This is a genomic window from Pseudonocardia hydrocarbonoxydans (assembly GCF_006539565.1).
In the GTDB taxonomy this organism is placed as follows: Bacteria; Actinomycetota; Actinomycetes; order Mycobacteriales; family Pseudonocardiaceae; genus Pseudonocardia; species Pseudonocardia hydrocarbonoxydans.
In genome coordinates this window covers 35,196-58,520 of sequence record NZ_BJNG01000001.1, presented here as the reverse complement: position 1 = coordinate 58,520, position 23,325 = coordinate 35,196, and the positions used below count along the sequence as shown (strand labels likewise).

Genomic DNA, 23,325 nt, shown 5'->3' with positions numbered 1-23,325 from the left:
GACCGCGCCGTCCAGTGTGCCCGCCCGGGCCCCGTCCTGCGGCGACGGCGCTCAGCGCGTGCTGATCTCGGCCGACCGCCCGCCGTCGACGGCGGCGCTGACGGTGTACTCCGGCACCGCGCCTGCCGGGGCGCCGCCGTCCTCGATCTCGTGGTCGCGGGTGCGTCCGACGACCCGCCAGCCCCCGCCGGGCACGGCGCAGCGGACCCGGAACTCCGCGCCGGGCGGGCCGTCCCAGCACACGACGACCGACCCGGACGGCCGTCGCCGCGCCCGGACGCCGGTCGGGGCGGGCGGGCCCGCGGCGGGGACCGGCTCCGGCGGGGTCTGCTCGTCCGAGCGCACCGGCACCGAGCTGCGCCCGGCCTGCACCGCCTCCACCGCGTACACCGGTGCCTCCACGGCCGGGGGCGCGCCGCCGTCGAGCACGGAGGTGTCGCTGACCCGCCCGACCACCCGCCACCCGCCGTCGGCGCCCCGGCGCGAGACCTTGTAGCGAACCTGCGGGGTGGGCGAGGCGGCCCAGACGACGAGCACGTCGCCCCGGCCGTCGCGGGTGGCGCGGACCCACGGGGGCGGCGCGACCGGGACGGCGGCGAGCGCGGCCTGCGCCCCCGGGTGCCCGGGGCAGGCGTCGAGCACGTCGAGCAGCGCCGCGGCCGGGTCGGGCCCGGCGAGCGCGGCGGCCACGGCGGCGTCGGCCGACGCGACCTCGCGGCGCGCCGCGGCCAGCAGCGCGTCGAGGTCGGCGCCGTCCGGGCCCGGGACGTCGGCGGCGGTGCGCTCCAGGTGTTCCAGGTGCTCCAGGGCCTCGGTGCTGCGGCGCGCAGCCACCGCCGCGATCGCGGCCCGCCACCGCAGCGCCGCCTCGTCGAGGACGGCGGTGATCTCGTCGGCCACCGCCCGGACCGGCGTGGCGCCCTCGGGCCCCGCGAGGCGCTGCGCCTGCCCGACGAGCCGGTGGGCCTCGGTCGGGCGCGCGGCACGCAGGGCCGCCCGGGCCGCCCGCAGCGGGGCCTCCCACCCCCGGTCGTCCCGCCGCGGCGGGGCCGGGTCGGGTGCGGGGGCCGTCGACTCGACCGGGGCCCCCAGCTCGGCGGCGACGGCGGCGAGGACCCTCCGGGCGCGGGCGTCGTCCAGGCCCAGCGCGCGGGCCTCCTCGAGCAGGTGCGCGTGGTCCTCGGCGACGAGCCGGTCCTCCACCAGCACGGCGGCCCGGACGCGGGGGCGCAGGTGCTCGGCGACGTCGAGGGCGACGGCGTCGAGGTAGCCCGCCGCGCCCGGCTCGACCAGCTCCGCGACGTGCACCAGCAGCTCGTCGACGACGGCGCGCAGCCGCGCCGGCGGCAGCTCCCGGGCGCGCGAGCGCCAGGCGGCGGCGCTCGCCCGCACCTGCTGCTCCGACGCGGCGGGGTCGAGCCCGAGCAGGACGAGCAGCGTCGGCGGGGCGGGGGCGTCGGTGAGCCGGCCGAACTCGTCGAGCAGGGCCCGGACCTGGCGGCGGCGCTCGGGCGGGACGCCGGTCGCGGCCGGCGCCGCCGCGAGGAGCCGGTGGCGGCGCAGCCGGGCGGTGACCTCGTCGCGGGTCAGCCCGGCGAGCGCGCCGACCTCGTGCAGGCCCTCGACCTTGTCGGCGGGGACGCCGCGGTGCCGGTCGACGAGCCGGGAGACCGCGGCGTCGAGCAGGGCGTAGCGACCGGAGTCGCGCTGCTCGCGCTCGGCCCGGACCCGGGCGACGGCGCTGCGGCGGCGCCCGGCGTCGAGCAGCTCGGCGCTGCGCGTGTCGTGCCCGGCCACCAGCTCGGCGACCAGCACGCGGTACTTGGGGTGGTCGCGCTGGCGCTGCCAGGCCCCCCAGACGTCGGCGACGCGTGCGGCGACGGCGGCGTCGTCGAGGTCGCCGTCGAGCGGCAGGTCGTAGAGCTCGAACGGGTCGGAGGTCTCCGGGCCGCCGCGCTTGAGCACCTCCGCGAGCACCCGCCTGCGGTAGTCGCCGGGGTCGAACTCAGCCACGGCGGCGCATCCGCCCCAGCCGGTCCCGCTCGCGCGCGACCTCCGCCTGCGAGAGCGTCGCGCCCGTCGTCACCGTGAGGGTGAGCGGCAGCCCGGCCTCGACGTGCGTCGCGGTGACGTGCAGGACCCCGTCGAAACCCATCTCGAAGCCGACCCGCACCTCGGCGCCCTCGTCGTAGCCGGGCGGGATGCCGGTGATCTCGCCGGCGACCAGCACCTTCGCGTCCTCCGCCCGCGACGACTCGACCTGCCCCTGCTGCTCGACGACGGTGAGCGCGATGACGGACTGGTCGGCGCGCATCGTGCCGAAGCTGCGGCTGGTCCGGATCGGGAGGCGGTCGTTGCGGTGCACGAGCCAGGTCGGCTCCAGCCGCCCCGCGGCCGAGTTGACCGCGAGCACCCCGAACCCCCGGGACACCACGGTGTCGACGCGGACCTCCACCGCGCGCCGCACCTGAGCGAGCGGCACGGCGTAGGCGTCGGCCACGCGGCGGGCGGCGTCGTCGAGGTCGGCGGGGGCGGCGTCCTCCAGCGGGGCCCCGTCGCGCAGCCGCCCGCGCGTGCGCAGGTCGGCCGCCACCATCCGCTCCAGCTCCTTCTTCTCCCCGTACAGCGCGGCGCCGCGGGCGACGGCGAGGTCGGGGTCGTGCAGCCGCGCCTCCAGGTCGAGCTCGGTGAGCAACGCGTCGGCGACGGCGGGCATCCGGGACGACCCGCCGACCAGCAGGACCCGGTCGACGCGGGGCACGCCGCGGCGGGCGGCCTCGGCCAGGCACGAGCGGGTGAGGTCGACGGTGCGGCGCAGCAGCGACGCCGTCATCGCCTCCAGCTCGGCCCGGGTGAGGGTGACGGTGGCGCGGGCGCCGTCGTGGGTGACGACCACGTCGGTGCTGGTGGCGTCGGAGAGCCGGTGCTTCGCCCGCTCGGCCGCCAGCACGAGCGCCTGGGTGCCCGCGGCGTCGTCCATCGGGTCCTCGGCGTCGGGGTTCTGCTCGCAGAACCGCCGGGCCAGGTGCAGCGCGACGCGCTCGTCCCAGTCGGCCCCGCCGAGCTGGTGGTCGCCCTCCACGGCGAGCACCGAGATGCGCCGGTCGGCCAGCTCGATGACGGTGGCGTCGAACGTGCCGCCGCCCAGGTCGTAGACCAGGACGGTCTCGTGTCTCTGCTTGGAGAGGCCGGGCGAACCGTCGAGGCGGGCGAACCCGTAGGCCAGCGCGGCGGCGATCGGCTCGGAGAGCACGTCGACGACGTCGAGGCCGGCGTAGGTGCCGGCGAGCACGGTGGCGCGGCGCTCCTCGTCGCCGAACCAGGCGGGGACCGTGATCACCGCGGCGGTGGGGGTCTCGCCGGAGGCGAACGCCGCGTCGGCCACCAGCGACTTCAGGATCAGCGAGGACACCGCGGGCGCCGACCAGCCGGTGCCGTGCGCGACGAAGCGCCACTCCGCGTCACCCATCCGGCGTTTGACCAGCGCGCACACGTGCTCGGGGTCGAGCCGGGCCTCGCGCCGCGCCCCCTCCCCCACGACGTGCTCGGTGCCGGAGGCGAACAGCACCACCGACGGCGTCGTCGGCTCCCCGGCCATCCCGGCCAGCACCTCGGGCCGCCCGTCCGGGCCGGTCCGGGCGATGGCGGAGTTCGTGGTGCCGAGATCGATCCCGTGGACGGCCACGGCCGCGAGACTAGCGATACCGTCGGCCGGTGCCCACGGTGCAGGACCTCGCAGACAAGATCGATGACGTGACCCGGCTGCTGGCCCGCCAGTCCGCCGCGATCGCCGCCCTCGCCGACACCCCGGCCGCCTCCGGGCCGGACGTCGCGCTGCTCGTCGACCTGCACGCCCTGTACTGCGACGCCCGCGCCTGCGCCGCCACCGCCCGCTCCCGCCGCGAGCGCGCCGCCTTCACCGCCGTGGCCGCCGGACTGGAGCGGCTGGTCGTCGGGCGCGGGGGCGCGCTGGTGGCCCCGGAGCCCGGAACCGCGTTCCGCGGAACGCAGATGGAGGCGGTGGAGGTGATGCCCACCGACGACCCGGCGGCCGACCGCACGGTGGCCGCCCTGCTGGAGCCCGGCCTCGACGCCGCGGGCCGCTCCGTCCGCCCGGCCCGGGTGGCGGTCCACCGCATCCGCTGACCACCGGGTCGAGCGGAACACCATCGCTGCTCAGGTGCAGGTGACGAGCCCCGCCGCGACGGCGTCCGAACCACGGAACACCCACGGCCACCCCGTGACACCCATGAGCGGCAGGCTCTCGCACCCCGCCCGCCGCCCGTGCCCGTTTCGCCGAACTCGCCGAGGTGGGCTCAGCCCACCTCGGCCATCACGTCGTCGCTCACGTCGAAGTTCGCGTAGACGTTCTGCACCTCGTCGCTGTCCTCCAGCGCCTCGATGAGCCGGAACACCTTGCGGGCCCCCTCGGCGTCGAGCTCGATGGTCATCGACGGGACGAAGGTCGGGTCGGCGGAGTCGTAGTCGATCCCGGCGTCGACCAGCGCGGTGCGCACGGCGATCAGGTCGGTGGGCTCGGAGACCACCTCGAAGCTCTCGCCGAGGTCGTTGACCTCCTCGGCGCCCGCGTCGAGCACGGCCAGGAGCAGGTCGTCCTCGGACAGGTCGCCCTTGGGCACGATCACCACGCCCTTGCGGGTGAACAGGTAGGCCACCGAGCCCGGGTCGGCCATCGCGCCGCCGTTGCGCGTCATCGCCACGCGGACCTCGGTGGCGGCGCGGTTGCGGTTGTCGGACAGGCACTCGATCAGCAGCGCCACGCCGTTGGGGCCGTAGCCCTCGTAGGTGATCGACTGGTAGTCGGCCCCGCCCGCGTCCTGGCCCGAACCACGCTTGAGGGCGCGGTCGATGTTGTCGTTGGGCACCGAGCTCTTCTTCGCCTTCTGGACGGCGTCGTAGAGCGTGGGGTTGCCGTCGAGGTCACCGCCGCCGGTGCGCGCGGCCACCTCGATGTTCTTGATCAGCTTGGCGAACATCTTGCCGCGCCGGGCGTCGATGACGGCCTTCTTGTGCTTCGTCGTCGCCCACTTGGAGTGCCCACTCATCCACGAACCCCTTCCGGATCCCGACGATCCTATCCCCGCCGGTGGACGGGGATAGGATCCGCGGGGTGTCACCCGCTCGTCTGAGGCTGCGCCTGCTCGGGACCTTCGACGTCCAGGGCGACCTCGACGAGCCCCTTCCCGCCGGCCAGGCCCAGCGGCTGCTCAAGGTCCTGGCCACGCACGACGGGCGGTTCGTGCCCGTCGACGTGTTGATCGACGTCCTGTGGTCGCGCCCGCCGGGGCACGCCGAGCGCAACATCGCGGTGCTGGTCAGCCGATTGCGCCGCGCACTGGGGCGTGACCGCCTCGAGGGCGGACCCGCGGGCTACCGGCTCGTCGTCGACGAGCGCACCGGCGTCGACCTGTTCGAGGCGCGCGATCTCGTCGTCGACGCCGAGCACGAGCTCGCCGGCAGGCGCTGGGCCCGGGCGGCCGACGCGGCCGGTCGGGCCACCGCGCTGCTCACCGCGGGGCGCCCGCTCACCGAGGAGCGCGACGCGCCGTGGACGGCGGAGGTGCGGCTGCTCGCCGAGCACCTGCTGCGCCGCGCCCGCCGCTGCTGGTGGACCGCCGCACTGGAACTGGGCGAGCACCGCGCCGCGGTCGAGGCCGCCGACGCGGCCCTGCGCGCCGACCCGCTCGACGAGGAGGCGGCCCGGGCGGCGATGACGGCGCACCGGCGGGCCGGGGAGTCCGGGCGGGCGCTGCTGGTCTACCGGACGCTGCGCGCGGTGCTCGCCGAACAGCTCGGCGCCGACCCCTCCCCGGCCACCCAGGCGCTGTTCCTGTCCGTGCTGCGGGCCGGCAACGCCCCGCCGCGCCCGGTCGCCGCGGCCGACGAGCCCGCCCCGCTCGTCGGGCGCGACGCCGAGCTCGGCGCGCTGCTGGACCGCTGGGCCGACGCCCGGGCGGGCGGCGCCGGGCCCGTGCTGGTCACCGGCGAGGCGGGCATCGGCAAGAGCGCGCTGGTGGAGGCCCTCGCTGCGCACGCCCGCCGCGACGGCGCGCTGGTGCTCACCGGCTGGTGCCGGGAGGCGGAGCGCTCGCTCTACCTGCAGCCGCTGCTGGAGGCCGTCCGCGGTGGCGTCGCCGGGCTCGACGGCGACGAGCTGCGCGCCATGGCCGGTGAGTGGCTGGGCACCCTGATCGAGCTGGTCCCGGAGATCGCGGCGAGCACCGGGCCCGAGCCCTACGAGCGGGTCGGGTCCGAGCTGGAGCACCGGCGCAGCCTGGAGGCGCTCGCGATGCTGCTCGGCGGGCTCGCCGCGCGGGGGCCGGTGCTGCTGGTGATCGAGGACCTGCAGCACGCGGGCGCGTCCACCGTCGAGGCGCTGCACTTCCTCGCCACCCACCCGGGGCCGACCGGGCGCGGGCCCGGGCCGGTCCTCGTCGTCGTCACCGAGCGCACCGGGGAGGACCCGTCCGTCGCCGCCGCCCTGCGCGACGTCGCCGCGCTGCACGAGCTCGGCCCGCTCGCCGAACCCGCCGTCGCCGAGCTGGTGCGCGAGTCCGGGCTGGCCTACGACGTCGCGAAGCTCTACGCCTGGACGGGCGGCTCACCGCTGTTCGTGACCGAGCTGCTGCGCCACCCCGGCGCGGGCCCCGGCACGCTCGCCATCCCCGGCTCCCTGCACGAGGCCGTGGCGCAGCGGCTGGAGCACGCGGGCGAGGACGTCACGACGCTGCTCGCGCTCGGCTCGGTGCTGGGCGGGTCGTTCACCCTCGACGACGTGGCCGCGGTGAGCGGGCTCGACGTGGAGGACTGCGCCGCCCGCGCCGCCCGGGCCCTGCGCGCGGGACTGCTCGCCACCGACGGCGAGCGGTTCCGGTTCCCCAACGACATCGTCCGCACCGTCGCCTACGACTCCGTGCCCGAGCCGATCCGGGTCAGCAGGCACCGGCGCGCCGCCCGGCTGGCCGGTGGCCGGCCCGAGGCCGCGGCCCGGCACCTCGCCGCGGCGCACGACTGGGCGGAGGCCGCGCGGGCCTGGCAGCTCGCCGCGCACGCCGCACACCTGGCGTTCGCCAACGACGAGGCGCAGCGCCTGCTCACCGACGCCCTCGACGCGGCCGGGCGCAGCGGCGACCGCGCGCTGCGGGCCGTGGTGCACCTGCGCCGCGGGGAGGTCCGCACCGAGCTGGGCCGACACGACGAGGCGCGCGACGACCACGAGCACGCGCTCGTGCTGGCCCGCGAGCTCGACGACGAGGAGCTCGAAGCCCGGGTGCTGGAGCAGCTCGGCTGGACCGCGCTCTACGCCCGCGACGTGCTCGGTGCGGTCGACCTCGCCGAGCGCGCCACCCAGCTCGCCGAGTCGGCCGCGGCCGCCAAGGGCGCGCTGCCCAGCGCCACCCTGCTGCTGGGCCGGGTGCGGCACTGGGACGGCGACTACGCCGCGGCCGGCGCGGCCTACGAGCAGGTGCTGCGCGCGGCGCCCGAGGAGTCCGGCACCGCCACCACGGCGGTCGCGCTGGCCTACCGGGGCGCGCTGCTGCAGCACCAGGACCGCTTCACCGAGGCCCGTGCCGTGCTGGAACGGGCCGCGGTGCTGTGCCGGCGCACCGGGCAGTTCCGCCCGCTGCTGCAGACGCTGTTCTTCATCGGGCTGGCCCGCGGCGACGTCGGCGACTTCGCGGGCGCGCTGCGCTCACTGGACCGCGCCCGCGCCCTGATCGACGGCTACGGCGTGAGCTTCTACCGCGCCGGGATCGAGACCACCACGTCGTGGCTGTGGCAGGAGCTGGGTGACGTCGGTCGCGCCAGGGGGCACGCCGAGCTGGCCGTCGACCTGGCCCACCGCGGCGGCGGCGCCCTGGAGCTGGAGCAGGAGCTGCACGCGCTGCTGGCGCTGGCCGACTGCGACCTGCTCGCCGGGCGCACCGACGACGCCGGGGCCCGCGTGGAGGCGGCCGCGCCGATGCTGGAGCGCTCGCTGCCCTTCCGCCCGCGGGCGGCGATGCGGCTGCTGGAGATGCGGGCCCGGTTCGACCGCACCTGGGCCGAGGCGCTGTTCGAGGAGGCCCGCACCCACGACTCCCCCAAGTACCAGGCGCTCGCGCTCGCGCACCTGGGCCGCGAGGAGGCCGCGGCGCGCGTCGCCGGGCGGATCGGGTCGGACCTGCTGGTGGGCCGGCTCGGCACCCCGGTCGACCGGCGCGCGGCCCGCGCCCGCATCGCGCGGGCCCTGCCCGCCGGGATGCGGGAGTCCTACTCCCGGCTGCCCTGACCCGGGGGCGTCAGCGGGATCTCCATCCGGACGTGCGGGTGCCCGACGTAGTCGACGTCGGCGATCCGGGTCCAGCCCAGCCGCAGGAAGAACCGCTCGTTGGCCGCCTGGACGTAGGCGGTCATCCGCCGCCCGCCCGCCGCCCCGGCGGTGGCGACGGCGAAGCGCACCAGCGGCGCACCGAGCCCGGACGTGCGGTGCGCGGCGAGCACGGCGAGCCGGTCGCCCTTCCACATGCCGTCGCCGACCGGGTAGAGCCGCACGGTGCCGGCCGGTTCGCCGTCGACGAGCCCGAGCACGTGCCGCGTCGCCGGGTCGTCGTCGTGGGCGTCGCGGTCGGAGGTGTCGAAGATCCGCTGCTCGTCCACGAACACGGTGTGCCGGACGCGGTGGTGCGCGGCGCGGTCGCCGGCGTCACCGGCGAGCCGGCAGGACACCTGCGCACCGACGACGCTGGTCATCCCCGGAAGCCGATCTGCAGCAGCGGCTTGCCGCCGCTGAGCTCGTTCTGCAGCCCGTTGATGCCCGAGCACGCCTGGCAGCGGGCGCAGCCGGCGACCGCGGTGTCGGCCCCGATCCCGCGCTCCTCCAGGTAGCCCGCGACCTTGCGGTAGACCCGCTCGGTGTACTCCGCCGTCGGCGGCGCCACCTCCTCCATCAGCGAGCCCGCGACCGGTCGCAGCGGCACGACGAACGGGTACACCCCGATCTCGACGGCCCGCTTGCACGCGGCGATCGTCAGGTCCGGGTCCTCGCCCATGCCGAGGATGACGTACGTCGACACCCGGCCCGGGCCCCACAGCTCGACGGCCCGCTCCCAGGTGGCGAAGTAGGTCTCGATGCCGGTGCGGAACTTGCCGGGGGCGACGTGGGCGAGCACCTTCGGGTCGAAGGACTCCACGTGGATCCCGACGGCGTCGACACCCGAGCCGTGCACGCGGTCGAGCACGGCCAGGTCGTGCGGCGGCTCGAACTGCACCTCCACGGGCAGGCCGGAGGCCTCCTTCACCGCCCGGCCGCACTCGGCCACGTAGTACGCGCCGCGGTCGGGGGCCCGGGTGCTGCCGGTGGTGAGCGTGGCGTCGACGGCCCCGTCGAGGTCGCGGGCGGCGACGGCCACCTCGGCCAGCTGCGCGGGCGTCTTCTTCGCGATCGTGCGCCCGGAGTCGAGCGAGACGCCGATCCCGCAGAACCGGCACTGGTCGGAGTTGCCCCAGTAGTTGCAGGTCTGCAGCACGGTGCTGGCCAGCGAGTCCAGGTGCAGCAGCGCGATCTTCCAGTACGGCACGCCGTCGGCGGTGGTCATGTCGTAGAAGCGGGGCCGGTGGCTGTTCGCGACCGAGGCGAGCTTGACGCCGTCACGGTAGATGCCCTGGCCGTCGTCCTCCGCCTTGAGGACGTAGGGGGAGTCCCGGGAGTCGGTGGGGACGGTGGCGGCGACGCCCTCGATCCACAACATCCCCGAGTCCGACGGGCCCGCTCCCCCGCGGCGCGCCTCGACGGGCACCTCGACCCGCAGGCCGACGCTCTGCAGGTCGATGATCAGGGAGGTGACGTCCGGACGCCGCCCCGTGGACGAGGGTTCACTATAGGGAGCGGTCATGTCGTATAGGAGACCTTCCGTGCGGTGATTGGTCAAGAGGACTCGATCTCCTCACGCCGCCGGTCGCGCTCGGCGACCCATGCGGCCGCGTCGGCGAACCGGTGCTCCGGGCCCGGCCGGCCCTCCGGGTCGAACTCCTGCAGCAGGTAGGGCTCCCCGCCCGCGTACGGGTCGACGGCGGCGAGCAGGGTCCGGCCGGTGTCCAGGTGGGTGGCGACGGTCGAGCCGCCGTAGAGCTCCTCGATGCGTTCGGGACCCTGCAGCACCGCCCAGGCGCGGCCCTGCGACCGGGCGTCGGCGACCACCGCGGCCCGCCGCCGCGCCTCGTCCTCGGCCAGGACCTCCCGCGCCCGGGCCCCGCACGCCGCGGCGACCAGCAGGTCGGCGGGCAGCGCGGGGCCGCCCGCGGGCAGCGCGGCCAGCAGGGCGGCGGGATCGGCCTCCACCGCGACGAGGTCGTCGAGGGTGTGGGCGGTGCCGCGCAGGTGCGCGACGAGGTCGCGCACCGCCTCCAGCCCCCTGCGGTAGCCGTCGGGATCGCTCATCGCCACCGGGTAGAGGCGGTCCTCCGCGGCACGCCAGCGGGCCTGCGCCGCCGCCGCGCCGCCGTGGTCGGGCCCTGCCGTTGGGTGCACGCCGCTCCTCCGCTCGCTGGCTCGCCGCCAAGTCCGTCTACTATAGTTGATTGTCCATCATCATCCTGTACGGCTGGAGTGCGTAACATGCCGAGGACCGCGGTCGTCGCCCTCGGGGGCAATGCCATCATCCGGGCCGGTCAGGCCGGGACGCACGCCGAGCAGGCGGCCAACGCCCGGAGCATGGCCCGGGCCATCTGCGAGCTGCGCGACGCCGGCTGGGTGGTCGTCGTCGTGCACGGCAACGGCCCGCAGGTGGGCAACCTCGCGATCCAGCAGCACGAGGCGGCCGAGGAGGTGCCCGCGCTCCCGCTGTTCGTCCAGGGCGCGATGACGCAGGGACAGCTGGGCACGCTGCTCGTCGTCGCCCTGCACGAGGTCGTCAGCGAGTCCCCGCCGGTGGTCGCGATGGTCACCCACGTCGTGGTCGACGCCGCGGACCCCGCCTTCGGGCACCCCACCAAGCCGATCGGGCCGTTCTTCGAGGAGGACGAGGCGCGGCGGCTGGCCGCCGAGCGCGGCTGGACGATCGTCGAGGACTCCGGGCGCGGCTACCGCCAGATCGTGGCCTCCCCCGCCCCCCGGCGGATCCTGGAGATCGACGCCGTCCGCGCGCTGGTCGAGCGGGGCATGATCGTGATCACCTGCGGCGGCGGCGGCGTGCCCGTGGTCGAGCACCCGGACGGCTACCAGGGCGTCGACGGGGTGATCGACAAGGACCTCACCGCCCGGCTGGTCGCGACCGAGCTGGGCGCCGACGCACTGGTGCTGATCACCGACATCGACCGCGTGGCGCTGGACTTCGGCACCGACCGGCAGCGCGCCCTCACCGACGTCGGCGTGGAGGAGGCCCAGCGCCACCACGACGAGGGCCAGTTCCCGCCCGGCAGCATGGGCCCCAAGATGGCGGCCGCGATCGACTTCGTCCGCCGCGGCGGGCAGGTCGCGGTGATCACCGACGTGGCGCACGTCCGCGCCTCCCTCGACCCCGGGGACGACGGCGAGACCGGCACCCGGATCGTCGCGACCCCGATCGGAGCCGTCCTGTGAGTGCACGCAAGGTCACGCTGTTCCGCGACACCTATCTCGACTCCGTCGTCCAGCTCTCCGGCACCCGCACGATGCGCCAGGTCGACGGCGTCGAGTGGGCCTCGGCGGCGATGGCCACCCCGGCCAACCTCGACACCCTGGGCGCGGAGGGCTTCGACGCCGCCGAGTGGTCCGGCGCGGGGGCCGGCGACCTGTTCATCGCGGTGCGGGGGGAGTCCGACGACGCGGTGGCCGCGGGCACCGCGGCGGGCGAGGAGGCGCTGTTCACCCGCACCGCCTCGTCCGACGACGGGCCCGCGCGCAGCACCCGCACCGTCCGCGAGGCGACGCAGGTCGCACCCGCCAGCACGGTGGCCGTGGTCTCGGTGCCCGGTGACTACGCCGCGCTGGAGGCCCACCAGGCCCTCAGCGCGGGGCTGCACGTGCTGCTGTTCAGCGACAACGTGTCCGTCGACGACGAGGTGGCGCTCAAGGAACGCGCCGCCGGTCTGGGTCTGCTGGTCATGGGCCCGGGCGCGGGCACGGCGATGCTGGGCGGCACCTGCCTGGGCTTCTCCAACGTCGTGACGCCGGGACCGGTCGCCGTCGTCGCCGCGGCGGGCACCGGTGCGCAGGAGGCCATGACGCTGCTCGACCGCTGGGGCGTCGGCGTCTCGCACGTGATCGGGCTCGGCGGGCGCGACATGACCGCGGACGTCGGCGGCATCATGGCGCGCGAGGCGCTGGCCGCGCTGCGCGCCGACGACGCCACCGAGGTCATCCTCGTCGTCTCCAAGCCGCCGGACGCGGACGTCGCCCGCTCGGTGCTGGCCGCCGCGGCCGGGAAGCCGGTGGTCGCCTCGCTCATCGGGCTCGAACCGGGCGCGATCGAGGTGCCCGAGGGCGTCGTGCTCGCCGGGTCGCTGGAGACCGGCGTCGTGCGGGCGCTGGAGGCGCTGGGCCGCACCGCCCCCGACCCGGCCGAGGGGCTGCGCGGGTCCGTCGCCGCCGCGATCGCGGAGCTGCCCGCCGAGCGCACGCTGCTGCGCGGGCTCTACTCCGGCGGCACGCTCTGCTACGAGGCGCTGGTGATCCTGGCCGGCGCGCTCGGCGACGTGCACTCCAACACCCCCGTCGACAAGACGCTCGGCCTGCCCGCCCCCGCCGGGGCCCACACCTGTCTCGATCTCGGCGAGGAGGAGTACACCCGGGGCCGCCCGCACCCGATGATCGACCCGGAGGCCCGCATCGCGATGCTGCGCTCCGACGGCGCCGACCCCGAGGTCGCGGTGATCGTGCTCGACGTCGTGCTCGGCCACGGCGCGCACCCCGACCCGGCCGCCGAGCTGGCCCCCGTCTGCGCCGACATCATCGCCGGCGGCGGGCCGCGGGTCGTCGTGTACGTGCTCGGCTCCGACCAGGACCCCCAGGGCCTCGAGGCCCAGCGCCGCGCCTTCACCGAGGCCGGGTGCGTGGTCACCGCCACCGCCGCCCGGGCCGCACTGGCCGCGGCGGCGATCGTCGCGCGCGACCCGTCGATCGTCGGGCGGGCCGTGTGAGCGTCGCGCTGCTGACGTACTCGACCAAGCCGCGCGGCGGCGTCGTCCACACGCTGTGCCTGGCCGAGGAGCTGCACCGGCAGGGCTACCCGGTGCACGTGGTGACCCTCGGCGACCCCGACGTCGGCTTCTTCCGCCCCGTCGAGGTGCCGCACACGATCGTGCCGGTGCGCGAGCGCGCCGGCACGCTGGACGAGCGCGTGTTCGCCGCGATCGCGGCCCTCACCGAGGGGCTGCGCGGGATCGCGGGCGGGTTCGACATCCTGCACCCGCAGGACTGCATCTCCGCCCGCGCGGCGGTCGCGGTCCGCGACGAGGGATCGCCGGTCACCGTCGTGCGCACGGTGCACCACGTCGACGACTTCACCACCCCGGCCCTGGTCGAGTGCCAGGCGAAGGCCATCCACGAGCCCGACCGGGTGCTGGTCGTGTCCGAGCAGTGGCGCGGGATCCTGCGCGACGAGTACGGCGTGAGCGCCGAGATCGTGCCCAACGGCGTCGACACGACCCGGTTCCCGCCGGTGTCCGCGGCGCAGCGGGCGGCGCTGCGCGACCGGGTGGGCGCGCGGGACCGGTTCCTGCTGCTCGCCGTCGGCGGTGTGGAGCCGCGCAAGGGCACCCACCACCTGTTCGAGGCCCTCGGCGCGCTGCGCGGCGAGCGGCCGGTGCTCGCGGTCGTCGGGGGGCACTCGTTCCAGGACTACACCGCCTACCGCGACGCCGCGCTGGCCTCGCTGCCCGGTCTGGGCCTGGAGCTGGGCGTCGACGTCGTGCCGGTCGGCACGGTCGACGAGGCCGAGCTCGCCGGCTGGTACGCCACGGCCGACGCACTGGCGTTCCCGTCGGTCAAGGAGGGCTGGGGCCTGGTCGTGCTGGAGGCGCTGAGCATGGGGCTGCCGGTGGTCGCCAGCGACCTGCCGGTGTTCGGCGAGTACCTCACCGACGGCGTCGACGCCCTGCTCCCCGCGGTCGGCGACAGCGACGCGCTGGCCGCCGCGCTGCGCCGCATCCTCACCGACAAGGCGTTGCGGGAGCGGCTGCGCACCGGGGGGCACGCGGTGGCGCAGCGCTACACCTGGGCCGCGAGCGCGCAGCGGCACCGCGAGGTCTACGCCGACATCCGCACCGCCCGCCGCTGAGCCGACCCGGACGAACGGCACCCCCGCCCGACGTGGCTGGGCGGGAGTGCCGTTCGTCCGGGGCCTCGTTGCCCGCGTCGGTGGTCCGGGTCCTGGTCAGTGGCCGTGCCCGTGGCCGTGTCCGTGGCCCTCGGCGTGCTCGTGGTCGTGGCCCGCGGGACGCTGCGCCAGCGCCCCCGCCCGGTCGGCCACCTCGTCGGCGCCGACCAGGCCGCGCTCGGCCACGACCGACTCCAGCGCGTCGAGCCAGCAGCGGTAGTAGCTGTAGCACTCGCCCTCCGGGTGCGAGCGCTCCCAGTCGGCGATCCGGGCGACCAGGTGGTCGCGGAAGTCGTCCCAGGTGAACGAGCCGGCGTCGTGCAGCGTGACCGCCAGCCCGAACGCGCGGCTCTCCCACGGCTCGGCGAACACCAGCTCGCCGTTGTCGCGCGGCGGCGCCGCGGGCCCGTCGATCTCCAGGACCGGGGAGGTCACCGCGCCACACCCACCATCATGTCGCGGGTGACGTGGCCGGCCAGCTCCTCCTCCGAGGCGTCCTCGGTGCCCTCGGGGCGCAGCGGCAGCACCAGGTACCGCACCTCGCTGCTGGAGTCCCAGACCTTGACCTCGACGTCGTCGGGCAGCGTCAGCCCCATCTCGGCCAGCACCGCGCGCGGCTCGCGCACGATCCGGGCCCGGTAGGCGGGGTCCTTGTACCAGCCCGGCGGCAGCCCGAGCACCGGCCACGGGTAGCAGGAGCACAGCGTGCAGGTGACGACGTGGTGCACCGTGTCGGTGTTCTCCAGCACGACGATGTGCTCGCCCTGCGGCCCGGCGAAGCCGAGCTCCTTGATCGCGGAGGTGCCCTCGGCCAGCAGCCGCGCCCGGTACTCGGGGTCGGTCCACGCCTTCGCGACGACCTTGGCCCCGTTGAGCGGGCCCACGTCGTTCTCGTAGGTGCTGATGAACTTGTCCATCACCGCGGGGTCGACGAGGCCGCGCTCGGTGAGCAGCTGCTCCAGCGCCTCGGTGCGCAGCGCCGGGGAGAGGCGGTCGGGGTTGATCGAGGCACTCATGAGGCCGGCTCCAGGTAGCTGTCGAACAGGTCCGCGGTGAGGGTGAAGGACTCCGCGTCGGGACCCCACAGGTCCCGGGAGTCGAACTCCACCGCGTACACGTGCTGGGGGTTCTCGCCCAGGAAGTGCGCGTGGGTGTCGGGCAGCAGCGCGGCCGGCTGGACGATCGAGACGACGCCGGTGCGACCGCGCAGGTAGGCCACGAGCTGGGTGTGCCCGGAGGGGTCGACGTCCTTCGCCGTCACCCGGTCGCCGACGGCGAACCGCGGCGGCTCCTCGACGGTGCGCAGCGAACCGGCGGCGGTCGGCTTGTAGTCGGGCTTGGCGTCCTGTTCCGGAGCGGGCGGCTGCGCGACGTCCTCGCCCCGGTTGGCGCGGGCACGCGCGTCGACGGCGCCGGGGGCCAGGATCGCGCTCTCGGTGAGCATCAGCTCGGCGGCGTTGAGCCAGCGGCCGTAGTAGCCGTCGTCGAGGTAGGCGCCCCGGTCCAGGCTGCCCAGCGCGTGGCGGAACGCGTCGAGGTTGCGGCCGGAGATCCGGCCCATCGTCAGCAGGGTCAACGCGAACGCGCGGCCCTCCCACGGCTCGGCGAACACCGGCTCGTCCGGGGTCGGTGCCGTCGTGCGGCCCCAGCCCTCGGTGCCGCCGATGTTGGCGATGCTGCTCATCGTCTCCCTCTCCTCCAGGATGACCGGCGGGGCGGGCGTCCCACGGGCCGCCCGCCCCACGGGGGCCGAACGGTCAGAGCGTCCAGGTCTGGAGGACGAGGGCGCCCTCACGGCGGGCCGTGAGCGTCGCGTCCAGCACGTCGAGGGGGTGCATCGGCTTGACGCCCTCGATCAGGTCGGCCTCACGCATGCCGTAGAGGGCCGCCATGGCGAAGCGGCAGGCGTAGACCTTGCCGCCCTCCTTCATGAACGTCTTGAGCTGGTTGTTGAAGTTCATGTGGCCGGGGAAGGCCTCGGCCCCGACGGTGGGGAACCCGCGGGTGCCCGACGCCATCAGCACGCCCGGGCCGTAGAGCACCATCGAGGTGTCGAAGCCCTTGCGGTTGATCCGGGTGGCGGTGAGCATGTTGACGAAGCCGACCGAGCCCTCGTAGGGCACGGTGTGCATGAAGATGTAGGCCTTCTCACCCTCGTTGGCCTGGATGTCGTCGAAGAGCTTCTCGTCGTAGTCGACGATGATGTCGCCCTCGGCGGGACGCTCACCCTTGATTTGAGCCACGTGCTTCTCCTTCGTACGGGTGGATACCTGACGCGGTCAGACCGCGGGTCCTTGAGGTCGGGGTGGATCGGCCCACTGCTGACGGTGGCTCCCGGGCATCGCCCGCATGATCCGGCTGCGCAACGACCAGGGCAGCAGCGCGTAGGTGGGGGCGAAGACCTTCAGCCAGAAGATCTCCTTGGCGCCCTTGGGCGGGCGCGGGGCCGGGGCGCCCTGGGTCCGCGCCAGCTTCCGGTGGGCGGCGATGAGGAGGTAGTGCTCGGAGTTGCTGCGCAGCCAGCCGAAGAAGCCCGTTCCCGCCATGTCAGGCCTTCGGCTTCCGGGACTCGGCGACGCCGTTGGTGGCCGCCACCACGATGGGCTCGTTCAGCGCCCCGATGGCGGGCGAGTAGACGTTCTCCATCGTCGACAGGTCGTGCAGCGTCATCCCGAAGCGGATGGCCTGGGCGAGGAAGTCGGCCCGCTCCTTGATCCCCTCACCCCCACCGACCATCTGCGCCCCGATCAGCCGCAGCGTGCCCGGCTCGGCCAGCAGCTTGACCCGCACCGGCTGCACCCCGGGGTAGTAGCGGGCGCGGGAGATGCCCTGCGCCTCGCCCTTGACGTACGGGATGCCCAGCGCCGTCGCCGTCGCCTCGCCGAAGGACGCGCCGCCGATGACCCACTTGCCCGCGGGCGTACCCCACGGGACGAACACCGCCCGGTAGGCGCGGTCGCCGCCGCCTGCGTTGGTGCCCGCCGTCTTGCCCTGCGCGTAGGCGTGCGACCCGGTGAGCCCCTGCAGCGGGGTCCGGGTCAGGCCGTGCGGGATCTCCACGACGTCGCCGGCGGCCCACACGTCCGGGGCCGAGGTCTTCATGCGCTCGTCGACGATGATCGCCCCGGTGGAGCCGAGCTTGATGCCGGCCGCCTTCGCCAGGGTGTTCTCGGGCGTCTTGTGCGTGGAGATGACGACCAGGTCGGCCGCGATCTCGCCGCCGGAGGTCTGCACGGCGCGGACCTTGCCGTCGGCGTCGCCGAGGAAGGCCTCGAGCGTGGTGTTGAAGTGCAGGTGCACCCCGAGCTCGCGCCAGGAGTCCTCGACCGGCTTCATGATGTCGGCGTCGGCCATCATCGCGAGCGCGTAGGGGTTCGGGTCGATCAGGTGGGTCTCGACGCCGCGGTGCGCGAGCGCGGTGACCATCTCCAGCCCGAGCGGGCCGGCCTCGACGACCACCGCGCTCTTCGTCTCGGAGATGACCTTGTCCCACTCCATGGCCCGGCGGATGTTCTTGACGTAGTACAGCCCGCCCAGGTCGCCGCCCGGCACCCCGGGGTCGGCGTAGTTCCAGCCGGTGGCGATGATGAGCTGGTCGTAGGCGACCGCGCCCTCGCCGGTGACCGTCACCGTCTTCGCGGCGGTGTCGATCGCCGTGACCGCGGTCTCGTAGTGGACGTCGATGCCGGCGTCGACGTAGGCCTGCTTGCCCGCCAGGAACAACCGCTCGAAGTCGGGAATCTCACCGCCGTGGACGTAGGGGATGCCGCACGGGCTGTAGGCGACGTCCTCGTTCTCGGTATAGACGACGACGTCGGCACCCGGATCGGCCGCCTTGACCCCGCCCGCGGACCCGAGCCCGGCCGCGCCGCCGCCGATGATCACCGTCTTGCGAGGCAATGCAGAACCCGCTTCCGTTGGCTGTGACGGGAGGTGGACCGCTGTCTTTGTCCACCATAAGTAATGAGAAATCTACTATACTGAACGTGATCACCGTGTCAAGGAGGGTCGACATGACCGCAGCCCTGCCCGGGACCGACCGATCGGGCGACCCCGCGGCATGGGAGCCGATCGTCGGCGCGATCGGCCCGAAGGTGCGCGACCTGCGCCAGCAGCTCGCGCTGTCGCTCCAGCAGCTCGCCCAGCGTTCGGGCGTCTCGGCGGCCGCGATCCACAAGGTGGAGCGCGGTGAAATGGTCCCCACCATCACGACCCTGCTCAAGCTCGCGGCCGCCCTGGAGCGGCCGATCGGGCACTTCGTGGAGGGCGCGGACGCCGCCCCGGTGGCGTCCTACGTGCCGGCCGCGGCCCGTCCCGCCGTCCGCGCGGAGGCCGACGGGGTGGAGCTGGGCGGGATCAGCGGCCCGCCCGAACGGTTCCGTGCGGCCGGCGCCGTAGCCACGATCGCCGCGGGCGCCGGAGGTCGCGCCCGGCCGCGGCCCGGGGAGGAGCTGGTCCTCGTCCTGGAGGGCGCGCTCGAGTTCGAGGTGGCGGGTGAGCGCTACACGCTGCGCGACGGCGACTCCCTGCACTACCCCACCGACCGTCCCCACAGCTGGTCCGGCTCCGGGCCGGGGCCGACCCGCGCGGTCTGGATGTCGGTGCCCGACGCCTGACCGGCGCCCGTCCGCAGGCCGCGCACCAGCGCGGCGCCCGAGCTGGCCCCGACCGCCCGCAGCCGCCGCTCGGCGCGGAGGCGGGCGGCGCCGTCCGCGGCGGTGAGCCAGTCGTGCGCGGGCTCGATGCACTGCCCGCGCGCGGCCCACGCCAGGAACGCCGCCGCAGGCTCCGTCGTACGGACCGACGCGGCCACGGCCCGCAGCCCCGGCTCGGCCGCCGGGCCGCGGGCGGCGCGGACGGCCAGCAGCATCCCGGCGAGCACGTCGTCGCCCTCGGGGGTGAGCCCGGGCCCGCGGCCGCCCAGCCGGGCGGCCCACTCCCCCAGCTCGCACACGGGTCCGGGGGCCGGCACACAGGTCCGGCCTCGTGTGCGACCCCCGGGAGGTGTGTGCGGGCCGCCGGGGAGGGCGCCGGTCCAGGTGGGCGCGGCCAGGGACCGCGACCACCTCGTGCCGTGCAGCGTCGTGCCGTAGAGCGCCGTGCCGTCGGTGGTGACCCGCTCCCCCGGCCGCAGCGCGGGGAGCCCGGCCACGCGCAGGTGCAGCGGGCCGCGTGGGGCGAGCCCGCTGGTCAGGGCCACGAGCCCGGCCGGGAAGCGCAGGTAGGCCGCGACGCGGTAGGTACCGACCACGCGTCCCTCCGCCGGCGTCGAGAGCACCTCACGCGCCCCGAGCCCCACGTCGAGCGTGGTCGCCGGCCCCATCTCAGCCCGCCAGCTCCCGCAGCGCCGCCTCGAAGCAGGCCGCGGGCGCCGTCGCCACCCCGGCGCCGACCTGGCCGCTGCCGTCGCTGGCGTGCAGGATGCCCGTCGTGACCTGCGGGCGGATGCCCAGCTCGACGACCCGCCGGACGTCGACGCCCAGCGGCGTGCCGACGAACCCCATCGGCGGCAGCGTGAAGCGGCTGCTGCGCCCCGAGCTGATCCGGGCGAACCGGTCGGTGGCCTCCGCGGCGGCGGCCATCGTCCCCCCGAGGAACCCGGCGACGGCGGGCGAGCCGCCCGCCGCGGGCCCGCCGAGCCCGGTCAGCTCCAGCACGGCGCTGTCGCCGATGTCCGGGGCGGCGTCGTCGGGGCCCATGCCGGCGTTGTAGAGCGCGTCGCCGACCGGCGGGGAGTCGGTGACGTGCCAGGTGTCGGACCCGGCGAGCCGGATGCCGAAGTCGGTGCCGTTGCGGCTCATCGTGGTGACGATGCTCGACCCCGGCACCTGGCCGGCCCACGCCGTCAGCGACCGGGCCCCGGCCATGGCGATCGTCAGGAAGAACAGGTGGTTGCCGGCCAGGAAGCGCGCCACCTGCTCGCGCTCGGGCGAGGGCAGCGCCGCGAGCTGCGGCAGCCAGGTTCGGATCAGCAGGTTGGTGGTCGCCTGGGTGCGCATGTGCAGGTCGTCGCCCATCGCGACGCCCTGCTTGGCCAGGGCGAACACGTCCAGCGGACCCGCCTCGCCGACCACGCGGCCCAGCGCGGGCCCGGCGACGTCGCGCAGGAACCGCAGCCGCTCGATCGCGGCGGGGGTCTCCCGGCCGAACCAGGGCACCTCGCCCGGGCCCTGGTTGACCGGGGCGTACGCGCGGGTGCCGCCCTGGGGGCAGTCGACGACCCACACCGGGGTCGACGGCCCGACCGCGCTGGCCATCGGCACCACCGCGTCGTGCGCGTTGGCCGGGGCCAGGGTCACCGACCCGTCGGCGAGCAGCCGGCCGGCCGCCTCGACGTCGGACGCCCAGCCCTCGGCGACGACCGCGGCCCGCATCGAGCGGCGCAGCGGGTCGCACACCCGCTCCCAGGTGATCGAGGGCCCGCAGTGCAGCAGCGTGCGCTCGCCGAGGCCGGGCAGCACCTCGTCGACCCGGGACACCCCGACCAGGCTCGGCACCCCCTCGTCGAGGCGGCGGACGACCTCGGCGTTGGCGGCGTCGATCTCCGCCGCGCGCGGGCCGAAGACCGTCGTCAGCGCCGCGACCAGTGCGGGGTCGCCACCCGCGGGGGGCGACCAGTCCACCTGCTGGACGGGCACGCCCTGCTCGCGGACGGAGTCGGCGAACATCGGCAGCCCGACGTTGACGACGGCGACGTCGGTGGGCAGTGTCAGCACGGTTTGTCCTCCAGCACGGCTCGGGCGGTCTCCAGCAGCGCGTCCTCGACGCGGTCGAACCCGGCGGTGCGGGCGGCGGCCTCGGCGTCGAGGCCGTCCAGCGTCGTGCGCAGGGAGGCGATCATGGCGGCGACGGCGTCCGGCGCGGCGCCGCCCTGGGCCGCCCGGGACAGCACGATCCGCCACGGGTCGAGCACCTCGGACAGGTCGGCCCCGGCGAGGCCCCAGTCGCGGCCGGTGTGCTCGCGGGCGGCCTCGTCGATCATCTCGCCGGTGATCCCGCCGCCCGGGACGCCCGCCCTGCTCGCCGCGCGGACGGTGCGGCCGACCACGACGTAGGCGGTGCGGTAGTCGACGCCGACCCGCTGCACCAGGTGCTCGGCGAGGTCGGTGGCCTGGGTGTAGCCCCGCGCCAGCTCCTCGGCCATCCGGTCGGCGTTGACGCGCAGCGTCCGCACGACGCCGGTGAACAGCCGCGTGATCCGCAGCGTCAGGTCCAGCGCCCGCGGGACCTCGCCGTAGGCGAAGATCAGGTTGTCGCTGCGGGCCGACGGGCTCTTGGTCACCGCGAGGAAGCCCGAGAGCCGTCCGATGATCACGCCCGACGCGCCGCGGACGATCGCCAGCGCGTAGGGGTTGCGCTTGTTCGGCATGAGGACCGAGCTGCGGGTGAAGGAGTCGTCGAGGTCGACGAAGTCGAACTCGCTGGAGGAGAAGATCTCCAGGTCCTCGGCGAGCTTGGAGAAGTTCGACAGCAGGCTCGACGCCGTCGCCAGCACGTGGATGAGGCCGTCGACCTGCCACATCGCGTCGCGGGTGTGCTCGATGACGCCCTCGAACCCGAGCGAGGCCGCGATGAACGAGCGGTCCTCCAGCAGCCGGGTGCCGTTGACGCAGCCCGCGCCGCCGGGCGAGCAGTCGACCCAGTCGAGCTCGTCGAGCAGGCGGCGGGCGTCGCGGACGCAGGAGTAGACGAACGAGAGCAGGTAGTGCCCGAACGTCGAGGGCTGGGCCTGCTGCAGGTAGGTCTGGTCGGGCAGCAGCGTGTGGGCGTGCTCCTCGGCGCGGTCGCACGCCGTGCGCGCGAACGCCACCGCCTCGGTGACGAGCTCGGCCAGCTGGCGGCGCAGGTGCAGCCGCAGCGCGATCCGGGTGGCCTCGCGGCGGGGTCGACCGGCGTGCAGCCAGCCCGCGGCGTCACCGATCCGGCCGACGAAGTAGTGCTCGCGCGAGTTGTAGGCCTCGCCGAGCGCGGGGTCGTAGGGGAACTCCTCGGCCGGGATCTCGTGCACGTCGAGCAGCAGGGCGAGCAACTCGCGCTCGGCGTCGGGGGCGACGATGCCGCGGCGGGCGAGGTCGAGCACGTGGGAGATGTCGGCCAGGTTGAGGCCACGGTGCAGGAACGGTGCGTCGGCGTTCTCCAGGGCGAACCCGGACTCGACCAGCTCCGGTGCCGGGCCGCCCTGCGGCGGGCCGCCCTCGCGGGTGCGGGCCCTCACGCGGGACCCGCCCCGGCCGCGTCCTGCCGGGTGGCCGCGGTGTCGGAGCGCAGGCCCAGCCGCAGCGTCTCCACCGACAGCACGTCGGACAGCGCGACGTTGCCGAGGTTGACGTCGGGGCCGAAGCGGCGGACGAACCAGGCCTGCTGTGCCGACCGCGGCGCCTCGAACACGACCCGGTGCACGCCGACGGCCGCCGCGACGGCCTCCACGACGTCGGGGCGGACGCGGCCCGCGGCGTCGAAGGTGCCGACGGTGCCGCTCTGGCGCCCCTCGGTGACGACCAGGCTCGCGCCGGCGTCGAGGTCGGCCCGGGCCTCGGCGGGCCAGGTGCGGGCGGCGAGCTGCTCCCCCGGCGACTTCGCCCCGACCTCGGCGAGCACCGTGAACCGGCCGACCGCCGAGCCGATGAGGGCCCGCTTCTCCGCGGGCGTCATGTCGACGGTGCCGCGGGACACCTCGACCATGGCGAAACCCGCGTCGTGCGCCCAGGCCAGGCACTCCCGGGCGCGGCCCTGGGCGAACGCGATCTCGAGCAGGGTCCCGCCGAGGCAGGCCGGCACGCCGTGCCCGGCGAGCAGCTCGAGCTTGGCGGGCAGCGCCGCGTCGACGTAGGCGGTGCCCCAGCCGACCTTCCAGATGTCGACGTGTGCCGCGGCGGAGGCCAGCAGGTCGGCGGCGGCGCCCGGCGGGACGCCGGGGTCGAGCACGTGCGTGAGCCCGGTGCTGCGGGGCTTGGCCGCTCGCGCGGGGAGATCCAGGAAGGACGGGTCGGCCACGTTCGGATCCTAGGTTAGTGGAGGTCCATCTACT

The 23,325-nt window shown here is 75.5% G+C and carries 22 protein-coding genes; 6 read left to right on the top strand and 16 right to left on the bottom strand.

Annotation, left to right across the window (positions count from 1 at the left end; all coding sequences use genetic code 11):
• Window positions 1-51 precede the first annotated feature (51 nt).
• Both PHY01_RS00275 and PHY01_RS00270 read right to left on the bottom strand, forming a co-directional pair.
• The gene (locus PHY01_RS00275) at window positions 52-2,013 is read right to left on the bottom strand and encodes an Ig-like domain repeat protein (RefSeq protein ID WP_141276132.1); all 1,962 of its coding nucleotides are present in this window, start codon (window positions 2,011-2,013) and stop codon (window positions 52-54) included.
• A complete protein-coding gene (locus PHY01_RS00270; protein ID WP_141276131.1) occupies window positions 2,006-3,685 on the bottom strand; it encodes an Hsp70 family protein in 1,680 nt (559 codons plus the stop codon). Before PHY01_RS00270 ends, PHY01_RS00275 begins: the two co-directional genes overlap by 8 nt.
• A 29-nt stretch (window positions 3,686-3,714) precedes the next feature.
• On the opposite strand from PHY01_RS00270, the gene PHY01_RS00265 reads away from it, so the two are divergent.
• Window positions 3,715-4,146 (top strand): nucleotide exchange factor GrpE, encoded by a 432-nt coding sequence (locus PHY01_RS00265; protein WP_141276130.1) that lies wholly within the window; start codon window positions 3,715-3,717, stop codon window positions 4,144-4,146.
• A gap of 170 nt (window positions 4,147-4,316) precedes the next feature.
• Here PHY01_RS00265 and PHY01_RS00260 read toward each other — a convergent pair whose 3' ends face one another.
• The gene (locus PHY01_RS00260) at window positions 4,317-5,066 is read right to left on the bottom strand and encodes a YebC/PmpR family DNA-binding transcriptional regulator (RefSeq protein ID WP_141276129.1); all 750 of its coding nucleotides are present in this window, start codon (window positions 5,064-5,066) and stop codon (window positions 4,317-4,319) included.
• A 65-nt stretch (window positions 5,067-5,131) separates the two neighbouring features.
• Between PHY01_RS00260 and PHY01_RS00255 the strand changes: the two genes are divergently transcribed.
• Window positions 5,132-8,293 (top strand): ATP-binding protein, encoded by a 3,162-nt coding sequence (locus tag PHY01_RS00255; protein WP_141276128.1) that lies wholly within the window; start codon window positions 5,132-5,134, stop codon window positions 8,291-8,293.
• On the opposite strand, the gene PHY01_RS00250 is transcribed toward PHY01_RS00255, so the two are convergent.
• Genes PHY01_RS00250 through PHY01_RS00240 form a run of 3 tightly spaced genes read right to left on the bottom strand, consistent with a single transcriptional unit; the run spans window position 8,275 to window position 10,531 of the window.
• On the bottom strand, window positions 8,275-8,754 hold the full coding sequence (locus tag PHY01_RS00250; protein WP_141276127.1) for an MSMEG_0567/Sll0786 family nitrogen starvation N-acetyltransferase: 480 nt from the start codon (window positions 8,752-8,754) through the stop codon (window positions 8,275-8,277). The two genes, PHY01_RS00255 and PHY01_RS00250, sit on opposite strands and share 19 nt — an antisense overlap.
• Entirely contained in the window at window positions 8,751-9,896 is a 1,146-nt protein-coding gene (locus PHY01_RS00245; RefSeq protein ID WP_141276126.1) for an MSMEG_0568 family radical SAM protein, read from the bottom strand. The genes PHY01_RS00250 and PHY01_RS00245 overlap by 4 nt, the downstream gene beginning before the upstream one ends.
• Before the next feature lie 32 nt (window positions 9,897-9,928).
• Window positions 9,929-10,531, bottom strand: a complete 603-nt coding sequence (locus PHY01_RS00240) for a hypothetical protein (protein ID WP_141276125.1) — start codon at window positions 10,529-10,531, stop codon at window positions 9,929-9,931.
• Window positions 10,532-10,618: 87 nt separating this feature from the next.
• Between PHY01_RS00240 and PHY01_RS00235 the strand changes: the two genes are divergently transcribed.
• From PHY01_RS00235 to PHY01_RS00225, 3 genes are read left to right on the top strand one after another with little or no spacing between them, the layout of a single operon-like run.
• Window positions 10,619-11,581, top strand: a complete 963-nt coding sequence (locus tag PHY01_RS00235) for a carbamate kinase (protein ID WP_141276124.1) — start codon at window positions 10,619-10,621, stop codon at window positions 11,579-11,581.
• Window positions 11,578-13,119 (top strand): AllF/FdrA family protein, encoded by a 1,542-nt coding sequence (locus PHY01_RS00230; RefSeq protein ID WP_141276123.1) that lies wholly within the window; start codon window positions 11,578-11,580, stop codon window positions 13,117-13,119. The genes PHY01_RS00235 and PHY01_RS00230 overlap by 4 nt, the downstream gene beginning before the upstream one ends.
• On the top strand, window positions 13,116-14,258 hold the full coding sequence (locus PHY01_RS00225; protein ID WP_218029948.1) for an MSMEG_0565 family glycosyltransferase: 1,143 nt from the start codon (window positions 13,116-13,118) through the stop codon (window positions 14,256-14,258). Before PHY01_RS00230 ends, PHY01_RS00225 begins: the two co-directional genes overlap by 4 nt.
• Window positions 14,259-14,354: 96 nt before the next feature.
• On the opposite strand, the gene PHY01_RS00220 is transcribed toward PHY01_RS00225, so the two are convergent.
• From PHY01_RS00220 to PHY01_RS00195, 6 genes are all read right to left on the bottom strand, one after another.
• Complete coding sequence (locus PHY01_RS00220) at window positions 14,355-14,732, bottom strand: nitrile hydratase accessory protein (RefSeq protein ID WP_141276121.1); 378 nt, start codon at window positions 14,730-14,732, stop codon at window positions 14,355-14,357.
• Window positions 14,729-15,313, bottom strand: a complete 585-nt coding sequence (gene nthA, locus PHY01_RS00215; protein ID WP_141276120.1) for a nitrile hydratase subunit alpha — start codon at window positions 15,311-15,313, stop codon at window positions 14,729-14,731. Before nthA ends, PHY01_RS00220 begins: the two co-directional genes overlap by 4 nt.
• The gene (nthB, locus tag PHY01_RS00210) at window positions 15,310-15,981 is read right to left on the bottom strand and encodes a nitrile hydratase subunit beta (RefSeq protein WP_141276119.1); all 672 of its coding nucleotides are present in this window, start codon (window positions 15,979-15,981) and stop codon (window positions 15,310-15,312) included. Before nthB ends, nthA begins: the two co-directional genes overlap by 4 nt.
• 73 nt (window positions 15,982-16,054) lie before the next feature.
• Window positions 16,055-16,540 (bottom strand): MSMEG_0572/Sll0783 family nitrogen starvation response protein, encoded by a 486-nt coding sequence (locus tag PHY01_RS00205; RefSeq protein WP_141276118.1) that lies wholly within the window; start codon window positions 16,538-16,540, stop codon window positions 16,055-16,057.
• 36 nt (window positions 16,541-16,576) lie between these two features.
• Window positions 16,577-16,843 carry a hypothetical protein gene (locus tag PHY01_RS00200; RefSeq protein ID WP_141276117.1) on the bottom strand — a complete coding sequence of 89 codons (267 nt, stop codon included), beginning with the start codon at window positions 16,841-16,843 and terminating at the stop codon, window positions 16,577-16,579.
• A gap of 1 nt (window position 16,844) precedes the next feature.
• Window positions 16,845-18,197 (bottom strand): FAD-dependent oxidoreductase, encoded by a 1,353-nt coding sequence (locus tag PHY01_RS00195; RefSeq protein WP_141276116.1) that lies wholly within the window; start codon window positions 18,195-18,197, stop codon window positions 16,845-16,847.
• Between the two features lie 113 nt (window positions 18,198-18,310).
• Between PHY01_RS00195 and PHY01_RS00190 the strand changes: the two genes are divergently transcribed.
• A complete protein-coding gene (locus PHY01_RS00190; RefSeq protein WP_141276115.1) occupies window positions 18,311-18,913 on the top strand; it encodes a helix-turn-helix domain-containing protein in 603 nt (200 codons plus the stop codon).
• On the opposite strand, the gene PHY01_RS00185 is transcribed toward PHY01_RS00190, so the two are convergent.
• Genes PHY01_RS00185 through PHY01_RS00170 form a run of 4 tightly spaced genes read right to left on the bottom strand, consistent with a single transcriptional unit; the run spans window position 18,829 to window position 23,291 of the window.
• Window positions 18,829-19,620: an oxamate carbamoyltransferase subunit AllH family protein gene (locus tag PHY01_RS00185; RefSeq protein WP_141276114.1), complete on the bottom strand. Its 792-nt coding sequence runs from the start codon at window positions 19,618-19,620 to the stop codon at window positions 18,829-18,831. The two genes, PHY01_RS00190 and PHY01_RS00185, sit on opposite strands and share 85 nt — an antisense overlap.
• A gap of 1 nt (window position 19,621) precedes the next feature.
• Window positions 19,622-21,013, bottom strand: a complete 1,392-nt coding sequence (locus PHY01_RS00180) for a YlbE family protein (protein WP_246085579.1) — start codon at window positions 21,011-21,013, stop codon at window positions 19,622-19,624.
• Complete coding sequence (gene argH, locus PHY01_RS00175) at window positions 21,007-22,512, bottom strand: argininosuccinate lyase (protein WP_141276113.1); 1,506 nt, start codon at window positions 22,510-22,512, stop codon at window positions 21,007-21,009. Before argH ends, PHY01_RS00180 begins: the two co-directional genes overlap by 7 nt.
• Window positions 22,509-23,291 carry a phosphosulfolactate synthase gene (locus PHY01_RS00170; RefSeq protein ID WP_141276112.1) on the bottom strand — a complete coding sequence of 261 codons (783 nt, stop codon included), beginning with the start codon at window positions 23,289-23,291 and terminating at the stop codon, window positions 22,509-22,511. Before PHY01_RS00170 ends, argH begins: the two co-directional genes overlap by 4 nt.
• Between the last annotated feature and the right edge of the window lie 34 nt (window positions 23,292-23,325).

Excerpts from the sequence above, each read along its gene's own strand:
- PHY01_RS00250 (WP_141276127.1), bottom strand. The coding sequence starts at position 8,754 with ATGACCAGCGTCGTCGGTGCGCAGGTGTCCTGCCGGCTCGCCGGTGAC.
- PHY01_RS00185 (WP_141276114.1), bottom strand. The coding sequence starts at position 19,620 with ATGGGGCCGGCGACCACGCTCGACGTGGGGCTCGGGGCGCGTGAGGTG.
- nthB (WP_141276119.1), bottom strand. The coding sequence starts at position 15,981 with ATGAGCAGCATCGCCAACATCGGCGGCACCGAGGGCTGGGGCCGCACG.
- nthA (WP_141276120.1), bottom strand. The coding sequence starts at position 15,313 with ATGAGTGCCTCGATCAACCCCGACCGCCTCTCCCCGGCGCTGCGCACC.
- PHY01_RS00200 (WP_141276117.1), bottom strand. The coding sequence starts at position 16,843 with ATGGCGGGAACGGGCTTCTTCGGCTGGCTGCGCAGCAACTCCGAGCAC.
- PHY01_RS00245 (WP_141276126.1), bottom strand. The coding sequence starts at position 9,896 with ATGACCGCTCCCTATAGTGAACCCTCGTCCACGGGGCGGCGTCCGGAC.
- PHY01_RS00235 (WP_141276124.1), top strand. The coding sequence starts at position 10,619 with ATGCCGAGGACCGCGGTCGTCGCCCTCGGGGGCAATGCCATCATCCGG.
- PHY01_RS00260 (WP_141276129.1), bottom strand. The coding sequence starts at position 5,066 with ATGAGTGGGCACTCCAAGTGGGCGACGACGAAGCACAAGAAGGCCGTC.
- PHY01_RS00190 (WP_141276115.1), top strand. The coding sequence starts at position 18,311 with ATGACCGCAGCCCTGCCCGGGACCGACCGATCGGGCGACCCCGCGGCA.